Raw genomic sequence first — 13,514 nt, forward strand, 5'->3', positions numbered from 1 at the left:
TGATCCTCTCAGGTCACCCGGCGCTCGGCGCCGAGAGACGCGCAAGGGCGAGGTTGAGCTCGAGGACGTCGACCCGCGGCTGGCCCAGGAAGCCGGCGATGCGGTCCTGTGAATGCTCCTCGACGAGGGCCCGGACCCGGGTGACGTCGAGACCGCGGGCTGCGGCGACGCGCTCGACCTGGGCGACGGCATACGCCGGCGTGATGTGGGGGTCCAGCCCGCTGCCCGATGCGGTGAGCGCGTCGGCGGGAGCGGTCGAAGGGTCGAGACCCGCTGCCCCCACGCGCTTGGCGACCTCGGCCTCGAGGTCAGCACCGGGCCCGAGGTTGGTTCCACCGCTCGTGTCGCCGGCGTAGTCGCTGGCCGAGGGGCGACCGTGGAACCACTCGTCGCCCTGCCACTGCTGGCCGATGAGGCTCGAGCCGACGACCCTGGTTCCGGACGAGACGAGCGAGCCGGCCGCCTGGTCGCGTCCGGCAACCTGGCCGACGCCCCACACTGCGGCGGGGTAGAGCACGCCGAACAGCACGGTGAGGACGAGCATGGCCCGAAGGCCCGCGAGGGACTGCTTGATGACGTTGTCCACGTGTCTCACATCATTCCGGGGAGGTGGCTCACGACGAGGTCGATCAGCTTGATGCCGATGAACGGGGCGATGACGCCGCCGACTCCGTAGATGAGGATGTTGCGCCGCAGCAGGGCAGTGCTTCCGGAGGGCCGGTAGCGAACCCCCCTCAGCGACAAGGGGATCAGCGCGACGATGACGAGGGCGTTGAAGATCACGGCCGAGAGCATTGCCGACTTCGGGGTCGAGAGGCCCATGATGTTGAGGGCCTCGAGGCCCGGGAAGAGCACGACGAACATCGCCGGGATGATCGCGAAGTACTTCGCGATGTCGTTGGCGATCGAGAAGGTCGTCAACGCCCCGCGGGTGATGAGCAGCTGCTTGCCGATGGAGACGATGTCGATGAGCTTCGTCGGGTCGGAGTCGAGGTCGACCATGTTGGCCGCCTCCTTGGCCGCCGAGGTTCCGGTGTTCATCGCCACGCCGACGTCCGACTGGGCCAGAGCGGGGGCGTCGTTCGTGCCGTCGCCGGTCATCGCCACGAGACGGCCGCCCTGCTGCTCCTTCCGGATCAGGGCCATCTTGTCCTCGGGTGTGGCCTCGGCGAGGAAGTCGTCGACCCCGGCCTCCTCCGCGATGGACTTCGCCGTGAGCGGGTTGTCGCCCGTGATCATGACGGTGCGGATGCCCATCGCGCGCAGCTGGGCGAAGCGCTCCTTCATGCCGGGCTTGACGACGTCCTTGAGGTGGATGACGCCGAGCACCCGGGCCGGCCCGCCCGGCTGCTTCGACGCGACGACCAGAGGGGTCCCTCCGGAGCTGGCGATCCCGGCGACCTCGGTGAGCACCCCGGACGGAACGCCACCTCCGTGGTCGGAAGCCCAGCGGCACACGGCATCGGACGCGCCCTTGCGCACGGCCGTGCCGTCGGGCAGGTCGATCCCCGACATGCGGGTCTGCGCGGTGAACTCCACGAACGTGGCACCCTCGCGCCGGACTCCGTCGAAGCGCGTACGCGTCTCGTCGGCGAGGCCCCGCGCGGACAGCTCGACGATCGAGCGCCCCTCGGGCGTCTCGTCGGCCAGTGAGGAGAGGTATGCCGCCTCGGTGACCTCCACGTCCGGAAGGCCGGGGGCCGCGAGCAGCTCGGTTGCACGGCGGTTGCCGAACGTGATGGTGCCGGTCTTGTCGAGCAGCAGCGTCGACACGTCGCCCGCTGCCTCGACGGCACGGCCCGACATCGCGAGGACGTTGTGCTGCACGAGCCGGTCCATGCCGGCGATGCCGATCGCGGAGAGCAGCGCCCCGATCGTCGTGGGGATGAGGCAGACGAGCAGGGCCACGAGCACGACGACAGACTGCTCCTGGCCGGAGTAGACGGCGAGCGGCTGGATCGCCATGACGGCGAGGACGAAGATGATCGTCAGCGTGGTGAGCAGGATGGTCAGCGCGATCTCGTTGGGCGTCTTCTGCCGTGCCGCGCCCTCGACGAGGGCGATCATCCGGTCGATGAAGGTCTCACCGGGCTTGGTCGTGATGCGCACCGTGATGCCGTCGGAGAGCACTGTCGTGCCGCCCGTGACGGCGCACCGGTCACCACCGGACTCACGGATGACGGGAGCGGACTCGCCGGTGATCGCCGACTCGTCCACGGTGGCCATGCCCTCGACGACGTCCCCGTCACCGGGGATGACCTGGCCGGGACGCACGACGACGACGTCGCCGATCGTGAGGTCGGAGGCAGCCACGGTCTCGACGGAGCCGTCGGCGCTCCGGCGCTGCGCCGTCGTCGTGGTCCGGGTGGCGCGCAGCGTGGCCGCCTGCGCCTTGCCGCGGCCCTCGGCGACGGCCTCGGCCATGTTGGCGAAGAGGACGGTGGCCCACAGCCACAGGGTGATGCTCCACGCGAACCACGAGGGGTCGACGATGGCGACGACGGTGGTCAGGAGCGAGCCGATCCACACGACGAAGACGACGGGACTGTGCCACACGTGACGCGGGTCGAGCTTGCGCACGGCCTCGGGGAAGGTCGCGACCAGCTGGCGCGCGAGCGTGCCGAGCGACAGCGGGGCCTTCCCCGCCCTGATGAGAGGCATCTCGCTGCCGGAGCCGCCGCGCCGGTGGGCCGAGCCGCCGTGGGCGCCGGGGCCGCGCGGGTCGGTGGTGTCGGGGGACGACGGGGTCGTCGTCGGGGACGGGGTCATGACAGTGCCTCCGCGAGGGGACCGAGGGCCAGGGCAGGGAAGAACGTGAGTCCGGTGACGATGATCGCCACCCCGACGAAGAGGCCCGCGAACGTGGGTGTGTGGGTGGGAAGGGTGCCAGCGTTGGCTGGCCGACGTCGTTGCGCCACCAGGGAACCGGCAAGGGCCAGCACGAGGACGATCGGCACGAAGCGGCCGAGGAACATGCACAGGGCGAGGGTGAGGTTCGTGTACGGCGTGTCGGCCGAGAAGCCGGCGAACGCGCTGCCGTTGTTGTTGGCGGCCGAGGCGTAGGCGTACATCACCTCAGTGAGCCCGTGCGGGCCGCTCGCGAGCATCTGCGACGACACCAGGGGCGCCACCATGCCGATCCCCGTGAAGACGAGCACGAGGGCCGGCATGACGAGCAGGGCCAGCGCGACCAGCGTGATCTCGCGCCGACCGATCTGCTTGCCGAGCAGCTCGGGCGTGCGCCCGACCATGAGCCCGGAGATGAACACGGTCAGCATCGCGAGGAGCAAGGCGCCGTAGAGTCCCGACCCGACACCGCCGGGGGAGACCTCGCCGAGGAGCATGTGGACGAGCGCACCGCCTCCACCGAGGGGGCTGTAGCTCTCGTGCATCGAGTTGACGGCGCCGGTCGAGGTGCCGGTGGTGCTCGCCGCGAAGAGGGCGGACGGCCAGACGCCGAAACGCACCTCCTTGCCCTCGAGTCCGCCGAGCGGGCCGCTCGCCGCGCTCACCTCGGCCCACGTCACGGCCGCGACCATGAGGCCCCAGAGCGTGGCCATGAAGCCGAGCACTGCCCAGCCCTGCCGCCGGTCGCCGACGAGGATGCCGTAGGTCCGCGGCAGGGAGAACGGGATGACGAGCAGCAGGAAGATCTCGACGAGGTTCGTGATGGCGTTCGGGTTCTCGAAGGGGTGGGCGGAGTTGGCGTTGAAGTAGCCGCCGCCGTTCGTGCCGAGCTCCTTGATCGCCTCCTGCGACGCGACGAGGCCGCCCTGGACGACCTGCGACCCGCCAGAGAGCGTCGTGACCTCCGTCGGCGCCGTGAGGTTCTGGATGACGCCACCGAGCAGCAGGACGACGGCCCCGACGACGGCGAGGGGCAGCAGGACACGCAGCGACCCACGCACGAGGTCGACCCAGAAGTTGCCGATCTCGGCCCCGCTCGAACGGGCGAGGCCGCGCACGAGCGCCACGGCCACCGCCAGCCCCACCGCCGGCGAGACGAAGTTCTGGACGGTCAGCCCGAGCGTCTGGACGAGCGGCGACGTGCCCGACTCCCCGGCATACGACTGCCAGTTGGTGTTCGTCACGAACGAGACGGCCGTGTTGAGAGCGGTGTCGAGGTTCATCGACGCACCGCGGGCGAACGGCAGGACGCCCTGCAGGGCGATGAGCGCGAAGAGCAGGACGACGCCGACGACGGAGAAGCCGAGGACGGCGACGGCATACGTGCTCCAGCGCTGCTCGGACGCGGGGTCGACGCGGCAAAGGCGGTAGACGAGGCGCTCCACGCGCCAGTCCCGGGTGTCGGTGAAGACGCGTGCCATCCACGACCCGAGTGGCACGTGGACGGCGGCGAGCGCGGCGACGAGGACGGCGATCGTGAGCAGCCCGCTGACGGTGTCGCTCATCAGAACCGGTCCGCGTGGAGCAGGACGTGGACGAGGTACACCAGCACGGCGACGCCGACCACGAGCAGGAGGATGGAGGTGAACATGACTCCTTCCTAGGGTCGCCCGCCGGGCGCCCTGCAGCCGTTGACCGCGCGCTGACGGCTCTTGACGCGTTCTTGACGGGCCCGCCACTAGAGTCCGAGTCGTGAGTGCGTCGCTGGAGCTCTGGCCGTCATCGCCCCGTCGCGCCGGGCCGCCTTCACGGCTCGACCAGCTGCGGCGCAAGGTCAACGAGCTGCCGTGCGCCCTGCTCCTCTTCGTCCAGCTGGGTGCGCTGTTGGCCTACCCCTTCGTCGAGACCGCGACCCTCGGTGACTACCGCGAGGCGGGACGCGCGGTCTTCGGCCTCATCGGCCTGCTCGTGCTCTTCCTCGCCGTGCGCGCGGTGCGGGCGACCCCGGCGCTGACGTGGGTCGCCGTCGTGCTGGGCGGGCCGGTGGTCCTGCTCACCGTGGCCGAGGCCGTGTGGCCCGACAACAGCCCGATCGCCTTCTGGAGCGCTCTGCTGCACGCGCTCTTCTACTTCTACACGGGCTACGGCCTGCTGCGGTACATGTTCGCCGACAACTGGGTGACCCGTGACGAGCTCTACGCCACGGGCGCGACGTTCACCGTCGTCGCCTGGGGCTTCGCCTACCTCTACGTCGCCGTGCAGTTCATCTGGCCGAACTCGTTCACCATCTACGGCGAGACCCTGCCGGGGGTGCGCACCTGGTACGAGCTGCTCTACCTCTCGATCACGACGATGACCTCGACCGGCCTCTCCGACATCTACGCGGTGACCCCGCACGCGCGGTCGTTCGTGCTGCTCCAGCAGATCGCCGGCATGCTCTACGTCGCGCTCGTCGTCGCCCGCCTCGTCGGGCTCACCATCGCCCGATTCCGTCAGTAGCGGGCTGCGCCCACCGAGGGCGTATGCCGTGTGCCCGGGTCGCGCTCAGCTGCTCAGCGGGTGCCGTCGAGCTCGGCGAACGTCCTGAGGCTCGGGGTGCGGGTCGTCTGGAGGTCGCGGGCCACGGCCTCGACGTCGCGCATGACGCGCAGCGTGTTGCCGCGGACGAGCTGCGCGACCTCGGCCTCGGACCACGACCGTGCGAGCAGGGCCGCGACGAGCCGCGGGTAGCCGCTGACGTCCTCGAGCCCGACCGGGAAGGTGTCGGTGCCGTCGTAGTCTCCGCCGATGCCGATGTGGTCGATGCCGGCAACCTCGCGGACGTGCTCGAGGTGGGCGACGACCTGCTCGACCGTCGCGTCGGGCTTGGGGTGCTCACGCTGCCACCCGGCGGTGAACCGGCCGAACGCCTCCCAGTCGCGGGCCTCCACGCCGACCTCCGCCGCGGCGGCGGCGGCCTCGACGCGCCAGGCGGCGGTCGCGGGCGAGACGAACTCGGGGACGAAGGTCACCATGCACACGCCGCCGTTGGCGGGCAGCGCGCCGAGCACGTCGTCAGGCACGTTGCGGGGGGTGTTGCACAGGGCCAGCGCCGAGGAGTGGCTGAAGATGACCGGTGCGTCGGTGGTCTCGAGCGCGTCCCGCATCGTCGTCGCGGCGACGTGGCTGAGGTCGACCATCATCCCGAGGCGGTTCATCTCGCGCACGACCTCGCGGCCGAACTCGCTGAGGCCGCCGACGACGGGCACGTCGGTGGCCGAGTCGGCCCACGGCGTGTTGTCGTTGTGCGTCAGCGTCAGGTAGCGCACGCCGAGGACGTGGAGCATCCGCAGGGTCCCGAGCGAGCAGCCGATGGAGTGTCCGCCCTCGGCGCCGAGGAGCGACGCGACGCGGCCCGTCGCGGTGGCAGCCTCCACCTCGTCCGCGGTGCGGGCGAGCGCCAGCCGGTCGGCATACGACCCGATCATCCGGTGCACGCCGTCGACCTGCTCGAGCGTCGCCGTGACGGCCGAGTCGCCCTGGAGGGTGCTCGGCACGAAGACCGACCAGAACTGCGCGCCGACCCCGCCCTCGGTGAGGCGGGGCAGGTCGGTCTGCGTCGTCGTGAGGCGGCCGGAGATGTCGAGGGCCTCGAAGTCGTAGCCGGTCTGCTCGCGCGCCTCCCAGGGGAGGTCGTTGTGGCCGTCGACGAGGGGGTGCGCCCGCAGCAGGTCGCGTGCCCTCGTGAGCAGGTCGTCGTGGCCGTGGGGGGCGGTTCCGAGCATGTCGGCCATTGAACACCCCGGCATCTAGAGTGGACGCATGACCCCTCCCCACCCGAGCGCCGACAAGAGCGTCGCACTCGTCACCCTCGGGTGCACGCGCAACGAGGTCGACTCCGAGGAGCTGGCCGGTCGGCTGCTCGCGGAGGGATGGCGTCTCGTCGACGACGCGTCCGAGGCCGATGTCGCCGTCGTCAACACGTGCGGCTTCGTCGAGCAGGCCAAGAAGGACTCCATCGACGCGCTGCTCGAGGCCTCCGACCTCAAGGGCGAGGGCAGCCGCACGCAGAAGGTCGTCGCCGTCGGCTGCCTCGCCGAGCGCTACGGCAAGGAGCTCGCCGACCAGCTGCCCGAGGCCGACGCCGTGCTCGGCTTCGACTCCTACCGCGACATGAGCACGCACCTGCAGACGATCCTCGCGGGCGGCCACGTCGAGAGCCACACGCCGGGCGACCGTCGCACGCTGCTCCCGCTGACCCCGGTCGAGCGCCAGCAGGGCTCCGCGTCCGTCGCGCTGCCGGGCCACGGTGACCCCCGCCCCGACCTCGCCGACGACGACGTGCCGACCCCCGCCTCCGGTCCCCGGGTCATCCGCGCCCGCCTCGACGGCCGTCCGTGGGCGCCGCTCAAGATCGCCTCGGGCTGTGACCGTCGGTGCTCGTTCTGCGCCATCCCGATGTTCCGTGGCGCGTTCCTGTCGCGCCGTCCCGCCGACATCGTCGCCGAGGGCCGCTGGCTCGCCGAGCAGGGCGTCAAGGAGCTCTTCCTCGTCTCCGAGAACTCCACGAGCTACGGCAAGGACCTCGGCGACCTCGCCCTGCTCGAGAAGCTGCTGCCCGAGCTGACCGCGATCGAGGGCATCGAGCGCGTCCGCGTCTCCTACCTCCAGCCGGCCGAGATCCGCCCCGGCCTGCTGCGCGCCATGGCCGACACCCCCGGCGTCGTGCCCTACTACGACATCTCGTTCCAGCACGCGTCCGAGCCGCTCCTGCGCTCGATGCGCCGGTTCGGCTCGCGCGAGGCCTTCCTCGAGCTCCTCGGACGGGTGCGTGCCGACGCTCCCGAGGCCGGCATCCGCTGCAACGTCATCGTCGGCTTCCCGGGCGAGACCGAGGCCGACCTCGACGAGCTCGAGGCCTTCCTCACGGAGGCCCGTCTCGACGTCGTCGGCGTCTTCGGCTACTCCGACGAGGACGGCACCGAGGCCGAGGGGTATGTCGGCAAGCTGGCTCCCGAGGTCGTCGCCGAGCGTCTCGACCGCTTCACCCGCCTCGTCGAGGAGCTCAACGCCCAGCGGGCCGAGGAGCGCGTCGGCGAGCGGGTCCTCGTCCTCGTCGAGGAGATCGACGACGAGGAGGGCACCGTCGTCGGGCGCGCCGACTTCCAGGGCCCCGACGTCGACGGCGTCACCATCGTGCACGTCCCCGAGGGTGCCCCGGCCCCTCAGGTCGGCGACCTCGTGCCGGCTGTCGTCGTCGGCACCGAGGGGATCGACCTCGTCGCGGAGCCGCGATGACGCCACAGACCTTCCACCGGGGGGAGGGGCCGGCGCCCCGACCCACCGACTGGAACCTGCCCAACGCCCTGACGGTCCTGCGCTTCCTGCTCGTCCCGGTCTACGCCGTGCTGCTCTTCCAGGACGGCGGCAACGAGCCGTGGTGGCGCTTCTGGGCCTGGGTGGTCTTCGCGCTCGCCGCCGTCACCGACGGCGTCGACGGCAAGATCGCCCGGCGACGCGGGGAGATCACCAACTTCGGCAAGGTCGCCGACCCGATCGCCGACAAGGCGCTGACCGGCACGGCCTTCATCGGGCTGTCGCTGCTCGGGGTCGTCTGGTGGTGGGTGACCGTCGTCATCCTCGTCCGCGAGATCGGCATCACCGTGCTGCGCTTCGTCGTCATCCGGCACGGCGTCATGCCGGCCGGCCGTGGCGGCAAGCTCAAGACGATGCTCCAGACGCTGTCGCTCGGGGCCCTGACCTTCCCGCTCTGGGTGCTCCCGTTCGGTAGCGCGTGGTTGCTCGTGGCCTACGTCGTGCTCGGCGCGGCGCTCGTCATGACCGTGGTCAGCGGCATCGACTACGTCTTCAAGGCGGCACGGCTGCGCGAGACGAGTGAGCGCACGCTGGCTCGGCGGGCCGCCCGCGCCGCCGCCCGGGAGGCGAGGTCCGAGACGCCGGACGGCTCCACCGGCGACCCGGCGCCACCCCGGACGGCGAAACGGGACTGACGTGGACGACGTGTCCGAGGCGCCGGGGGCACGTCTCGTGGCCCGGCTGACCGAGGCGCGCGAGACCGTGGCCTGTGCCGAGTCGCTGACCGCGGGGCTCGTCGCCGCCACCGTGGCCGACACCCCCGGCGCGTCCGTGGTGCTGCTCGGTGGGGTCGTCGCGTATGCCGCCGCGGTGAAGACGGCGCTGCTCGACGTGCCTGCCGAGCTCATCGCACGGGTGGGCACCGTCGACCCCGAGGTGGCCGCCCTCATGGCCGAGGGCGTACGCCGTCGGCTCGGCTCCACGTGGGGCCTCGCGACGACCGGTGTGGCCGGCCCGGGACCGTCGGAGGGCAAGCCCGCGGGCACCGTCCACGTGGCAGTCTCCGGCCCGTCGGGAACAGTGACGCGTGCCCTGGAGTTGAACGGGACCAGGGCCCAGATCCGGTCGGCCACCGTCGACGCGGTGCTCCGGCTCGCGGTGGAGGAGACGGGCGCCACGCGCCAAACACCTGCGCCGCCGTGGGGGCCTCGGGGTACGGTAGGGCTGTCGGGTCACCCCGACGACGGCACGGCACCCGAACGCACGACACCAGCGACCTGAAGGAGGACGACATGACGACACTGCTGCGGCGCGAGCTCGGCGACGTCCTCCGTGAGCGCCGACGCGCCCAGGGCCGCACCCTCCGTGAGGTCTCCGCGACGGCCTCCGTCTCCCTCGGCTACCTCAGCGAGGTCGAGCGCGGCGAGAAGGAAGCCTCGTCCGAGCTGCTCGCCTCGATCTGCGGGGCGCTGGCCCTGCCGTTGTCGCAGGTCCTCATCGACGTGTCCAACCGGATGGCCGAGAGCGAGGGCCTCGCCCCGACCGTCTCGCTGCCCGTCCCGTCGGGCGACGTGGTGTCCGCCTCCGCTGCCTGATCGTCTACCGTGCTGGGGTGCCCAGCCCCTTCTCGGACCTCGACTCACGACTGGACCGGGCCGTCTCGGCCTCGGACCCCTCGGAAGCCACGAACCCCACGCGCCCCTCGGATCCTGACGCGACGGTGTCGGTGTGGCTGGGAGACCTCGACGGCCGGCCCCGCTACGAGCACGACGCGTTCGCGCCGCACTACGCCGCGTCCACGATGAAGCTCCCGCTCGTCATCGCGGCCTTCCGCCGCGTCGTGCGCGGCGAGCTTGACCTCGACGCGCCGGTCGCAGTGACCGGCACCTTCGCCTCGGTGCTCGACGGCTCCCCGTTCGACCTCGACGAGGCCGAGGACCAGGACCCGCAGACCTGGGCGGCGCTCGGCGGCACCCGCACGCTGGGAGAGCTGGCGGAGCAGGCCATCACCCACTCGAGCAACATCGCGACCAACCTGCTCGTCGACGTCGTCGGTCTCGACGAGGTCGCCGAGGTGCTGCGCATCGTCGGCTGCTCGCCGGCCACCGTGGTCGGGCGCGGCATCGAGGACGCCGTGGCCCGTCGAGCCGGCATCACCAACACCGTGACCGCCGCCGACCTCGGGCTCGTCATGGCCGCGGTCGGGCGCCGCGAGCCCGCGCTCGGTGGCGACGAGGTGCTGGCGCCCGTCGAGGCGATGCTGGCCCGGCAGGAGCACGTCGACCAGGTGCCGGCGGGCCTGCCGCCGGGCACCCCGACTGCGAGCAAGTCTGGCTGGATCCCGGGCGTCTCCCACGACGTCGCGCTCGTGCGGCCGGTGGGCGAGGAGCCGTTCGTCATCGCCGTCTGCACGACGATCGACCTCGACGAGACGGAGGCCGCCGTCTTCGTTGCCGGCATCGCCCGGGACGTCTGGCGTGCCGAGCACCCGACCGACGACCCGACCGACGACCCGACCGACGACCCGACCGAGCCCGTGACCGAGTCCGTGACCGAGTCCGTGACCGACCTCGCGGCGCAGCCGGGGTCCGAGGGGGAGCACGCATGACGACCGTCGCGCGGGTCACGACGACGACCTCGTCCGTGCGGCTCCACACCCCGTTCGTCACGGCCCTGCGCCGCACCGAGACCACCGACACCGTCGTCGCGACGATCACCGACAGCGACGGCCGCACGGGTTGGGGCGAGGCGCCCCAGGTGTGGCAGGTGACGGGGGAGTCGCTCGCGAGCGCCACGGCGTGCATCGAGCAGATGCTCGCGCCTGCCGTCACGGGCCACCGGCTCGACGACCGCAGCGACCTCGCCGCTGCCGCTGCCGTCGTCCAGAGGTCCGTCGCCCGCAACTTCGGTGCCAAGGCCGCGGTCGACGCGGCCCTGCACGACCTCGTCGCCCAGGCGGAGGGCACGTCGGTGGCGGCGCTGCTCGCGACCCGGCCCGACGGCATACGCGAGGTGCTGACGACCGACGTCACCCTGTCGGCAGGTGCGGCTGACGCCCTCGCCGACACGGCGCGCGCGCGCGTCTCCGACGGCTTCCGCACCCTGAAGATGAAGGTGGGCACCGACGCGAGCACCGATGTGCAGCGCGTCGCGGCGGTGCGCGACGCCGTCGGACCCGACGTCGGCATCCGGCTCGACGCCAACCAGGGGTGGACGCGCGAGGAGGCCGTCCAGGTCATCCGCGCACTCGAGGTCGCCGACCTCGGGGTCGAGTTCGTCGAGCAGCCGGTCGTGGCCGACGACGTCGAGGGCCTGGCCTGGGTGCGGGAGCGGGTCGGGCTGCCGGTCATGGCCGACGAGTCGTGCTACGTGCCCTACGACCTCGAACGGATCATCCGGCTCGGCGCGGCGGACCTCGTCAACGTCAAGCTCGCCAAGTGCGGATCGCTCACCGTGGGCCGCGACATGCTGCGCCGCGCCCACGACGTCGGCCTGCGCACCATCGTGGGCTCGATGATGGAGAGCCACGTCGGGGTCGGGGCCGCGGCAGCGCTCGTGGCTGCCGAACCGACGACCGAGGTGAGTGACCTCGACGCCGCATGGTGGTCGGTCACGTCACCCGTCGTGGGTGGAATCGCCTACTCGGGCAACCAGATCCGTGTGCCGATGACCGGCGGTCTCGGGATCAGCGGGTTCGTCCACCACGACTGACCCACCGCACACCGCACGCACGAAGGGCCCCGCCGGAGCGGGGCCCTTCGCGCGTTGCAGGTGGTGTCAGTCGCCCAGGACGCGCAACGTGAACGAGCCTTCACCGTTGCCGGTGTTGGTGGCGGTGAAGCCCACGGCACGCAGCGACTCGAGGAAGGACTTGGCCTCGCCGTGGACGTCGCCCTTGACGATGGCGTCGACCTTGTCGAGGTCGACGAAGAGCGTCGCCGTCGCGTTGCTGACGTCACCGACCGCGACCTTGAAGGTGTCGCTGTCGCCGAGCTTGCCGCCCGACTTGAGGTCGTCGGCGTAGTCGGGCGTCGTCGCCACGAAGACCTTGTCGCCCTCGACCTTGTGGGTCAGCACGTCGCCGCCGACGCCGACCGACTCCATGAGTCGGCCGACGAGCTCGTCGGCGCGCTTGGCGTCGCTCGAGACGACCTTGGCCCCGAGGACCGGAACGTCGCTCTTGAGGTCCTGCTCGGGCATGGCCAGGGTGAAGGAGCGGCCGAGCAGCACCTTGAGGTCGTCGGGCAGCTTGATGCCGAGCTGCTGCTCGACCATGCCGATCGGGTCGGACTCACCGTCGGCGGCGGCGAGGCTCTCGATCTGCTTCTTCAGCTGGGGCCACGCCGAGTCGAGCATCTGGTCGGCGCCGGAGACGTTGAAGGCAGCCATCGTGTTGGCCGGCAGCGAGGCCACCTCGCTGCCGTCGCCCTTGACGGACTTCGTCGCGTCGGCGCCGCGCACGACGCCGGCCATCTCGACGTAGTCGGCGTCGAAGCGCACCGCCGTCGCGAAGCGTCCCTTGGCCGAGGCCAGGGCCGTCGCGTCCATGCCGGTCGTGCCGCTGAACTTCTGGATCTCCTTCAGCCCCGTGCCCATGTCGAACCAGGCCGACAGGATGCCCTGCTCGCCGAGGGCCGCCATGTCGGCGGTGAAGTCGGCGTTCTGCGCGAGCGTGCCCTTGGCGGCAGCCGCGAGGGTGGCGTCGCCCACGCCGGGCGGCGTGACGATGGCGTAGCCGTCCTTCATCCGCAGCTCGGTGTCGGACCCGCCCTTGTCGCAGGCGAACAGCTTGGTCAGGGTGTCCTTGGCCGCGGACTCGTCCTTGACCTGGATCGCGATGGCGACGTTGGGCGCGTCCGCGGTGCCACCGGGACGGATCGCGGCGCCGACCCGGTCACCGAGCCAGGGCGCGATGTCCGTGTCGTAGCTGAACTTGGCGACGCAGTCGTTGCTCGCGTCCTTCGAGGCGAGCTGCCACAGCTGCTTGCGGGGGTCGTCGGCACCGAGCGTGTCCTTGACCTGGGGCAGCTTGCCCAGGAAGCGCACGGCGGCGATCTTCTGGCCGGCGGACGGGTCGATGTCGAGACGGACGTAGGCGTAGGCGTCGCCGGGCAGCACGTCAGCGGGCTGCGAACCGCCGCCGCTCAGCGTCTGGAAGGCGAAGGCGCCGGCGCCACCGAGGACGAGGGCGGTGACGACGCCACCGACGAGCAGACCCGTGCGCTTGCGGCCCCCGGACGTCGGCGGCTGCGGGTCGTCGGAGAGGGTGACCTCGCCGGGAACGGTCTCGGCCGCTCCGGCGGGCGTCGGGTAGGTGTAGGGCTGGCTCGCCCCGTGCGTGGGCTCGGTGGGCTCGGTGGGCTCGGTCATGG

13 protein-coding genes are annotated in these 13,514 nt (G+C 71.6%); 7 read left to right on the top strand and 6 right to left on the bottom strand.

Features of this window, described 5'->3' with window-relative positions:
* Positions 1-13: 13 nt before the first annotated feature.
* From kdpC to ASE25_RS23780, 4 genes are all read right to left on the bottom strand, one after another.
* Entirely contained in the window at positions 14-586 is a 573-nt protein-coding gene (gene kdpC / locus ASE25_RS08800; RefSeq protein WP_082620025.1) for a potassium-transporting ATPase subunit KdpC, read from the bottom strand.
* A gap of 5 nt (positions 587-591) precedes the next feature.
* Positions 592-2,661: a potassium-transporting ATPase subunit KdpB gene (gene kdpB / locus ASE25_RS08805; RefSeq protein WP_056825683.1), complete on the bottom strand. Its 2,070-nt coding sequence runs from the start codon at positions 2,659-2,661 to the stop codon at positions 592-594.
* Positions 2,662-2,765: 104 nt separating this feature from the next.
* Positions 2,766-4,412: a potassium-transporting ATPase subunit KdpA gene (gene kdpA / locus ASE25_RS08810; protein ID WP_056824830.1), complete on the bottom strand. Its 1,647-nt coding sequence runs from the start codon at positions 4,410-4,412 to the stop codon at positions 2,766-2,768.
* The gene (locus ASE25_RS23780; RefSeq protein WP_082588788.1) at positions 4,412-4,498 is read right to left on the bottom strand and encodes a potassium-transporting ATPase subunit F; all 87 of its coding nucleotides are present in this window, start codon (positions 4,496-4,498) and stop codon (positions 4,412-4,414) included. The genes kdpA and ASE25_RS23780 overlap by 1 nt, the downstream gene beginning before the upstream one ends.
* A 101-nt stretch (positions 4,499-4,599) precedes the next feature.
* Here ASE25_RS23780 and ASE25_RS08815 point away from each other — a divergent pair, with 101 nt between their 5' ends.
* Complete coding sequence (locus tag ASE25_RS08815; protein WP_056780235.1) at positions 4,600-5,346, top strand: ion channel; 747 nt, start codon at positions 4,600-4,602, stop codon at positions 5,344-5,346.
* A gap of 53 nt (positions 5,347-5,399) precedes the next feature.
* Here the strand turns inward: ASE25_RS08815 and ASE25_RS08820 are convergent, their stop codons facing one another.
* On the bottom strand, positions 5,400-6,620 hold the full coding sequence (locus ASE25_RS08820; RefSeq protein WP_082622771.1) for a dipeptidase: 1,221 nt from the start codon (positions 6,618-6,620) through the stop codon (positions 5,400-5,402).
* 28 nt (positions 6,621-6,648) lie between these two features.
* On the opposite strand from ASE25_RS08820, the gene rimO reads away from it, so the two are divergent.
* The 6 genes from rimO to ASE25_RS08850 are packed head-to-tail and all read left to right on the top strand — an operon-like array spanning position 6,649 to position 11,853.
* Complete coding sequence (gene rimO / locus ASE25_RS08825; RefSeq protein ID WP_056824834.1) at positions 6,649-8,124, top strand: 30S ribosomal protein S12 methylthiotransferase RimO; 1,476 nt, start codon at positions 6,649-6,651, stop codon at positions 8,122-8,124.
* The gene (gene pgsA / locus ASE25_RS08830; RefSeq protein ID WP_056824838.1) at positions 8,121-8,837 is read left to right on the top strand and encodes a CDP-diacylglycerol--glycerol-3-phosphate 3-phosphatidyltransferase; all 717 of its coding nucleotides are present in this window, start codon (positions 8,121-8,123) and stop codon (positions 8,835-8,837) included. Before rimO ends, pgsA begins: the two co-directional genes overlap by 4 nt.
* A 1-nt stretch (position 8,838) precedes the next feature.
* Positions 8,839-9,423, top strand: coding sequence for a CinA family protein (locus ASE25_RS08835; protein ID WP_056824841.1), 585 nt, complete (start codon positions 8,839-8,841; stop codon positions 9,421-9,423).
* An 11-nt stretch (positions 9,424-9,434) separates the two neighbouring features.
* Entirely contained in the window at positions 9,435-9,737 is a 303-nt protein-coding gene (locus ASE25_RS08840) for a helix-turn-helix domain-containing protein (protein WP_056780226.1), read from the top strand.
* A 17-nt stretch (positions 9,738-9,754) separates the two neighbouring features.
* Complete coding sequence (locus ASE25_RS08845) at positions 9,755-10,750, top strand: serine hydrolase (RefSeq protein WP_056824844.1); 996 nt, start codon at positions 9,755-9,757, stop codon at positions 10,748-10,750.
* A complete protein-coding gene (locus ASE25_RS08850) occupies positions 10,747-11,853 on the top strand; it encodes a dipeptide epimerase (protein WP_056824847.1) in 1,107 nt (368 codons plus the stop codon). Before ASE25_RS08845 ends, ASE25_RS08850 begins: the two co-directional genes overlap by 4 nt.
* 66 nt (positions 11,854-11,919) lie before the next feature.
* Here the strand turns inward: ASE25_RS08850 and ASE25_RS08855 are convergent, their stop codons facing one another.
* Entirely contained in the window at positions 11,920-13,512 is a 1,593-nt protein-coding gene (locus tag ASE25_RS08855) for a DUF3352 domain-containing protein (protein ID WP_056824850.1), read from the bottom strand.
* Positions 13,513-13,514 lie beyond the last annotated feature (2 nt).

This window comes from Terrabacter sp. Root85 (assembly GCF_001429185.1).
GTDB lineage: Bacteria > Actinomycetota > Actinomycetes > Actinomycetales > Dermatophilaceae > Terrabacter.